The 330-nt window shown below is 43.0% G+C and carries 1 protein-coding gene; it reads left to right on the top strand.

Annotated features, from left to right (window positions below; genetic code table 11):
* Window positions 1–12: 12 nt before the first annotated feature.
* The coding region (locus H4J70_RS20320) for an Ig-like domain-containing protein (RefSeq protein ID WP_310740394.1) at window positions 13–330 on the top strand (318 nt) is incomplete at its 3' end.

Here is a 330-nt window from a genome sequence, read left to right as displayed (position 1 = left end):
GCAGACGGTCCAATGACCGTCACCAGCTTTACTGTTGATGGTAATACATATAGTGCAGGTGACACCGTTACCCTCACCGAAGGTGAGTTAACTTTAAATGCAGATGGTAGTTATACTTTTACACCGAATGATAACTTCAATGGTGCTGTGCCTGTAATTACTTACATTGTTACTGACAGTGCAGGTGACACTCAGAGTTCTACCCTAACAATTTCAGTAACTCCAGTGTCAGATTTAAGTGATGATAGTGAAACTGTCACGATAGCTGAAGATACAACCGCCACGGGCAATGTGTTAGATAATGCTGAAACAGCAGACGGTCCAATGACC

This window comes from Colwellia sp. BRX8-9 (assembly GCF_014077245.1).
Classification (GTDB): domain Bacteria; phylum Pseudomonadota; class Gammaproteobacteria; order Enterobacterales; family Alteromonadaceae; genus Colwellia_A.
This window is presented reverse-complemented; position numbering and strand designations above follow the sequence as displayed.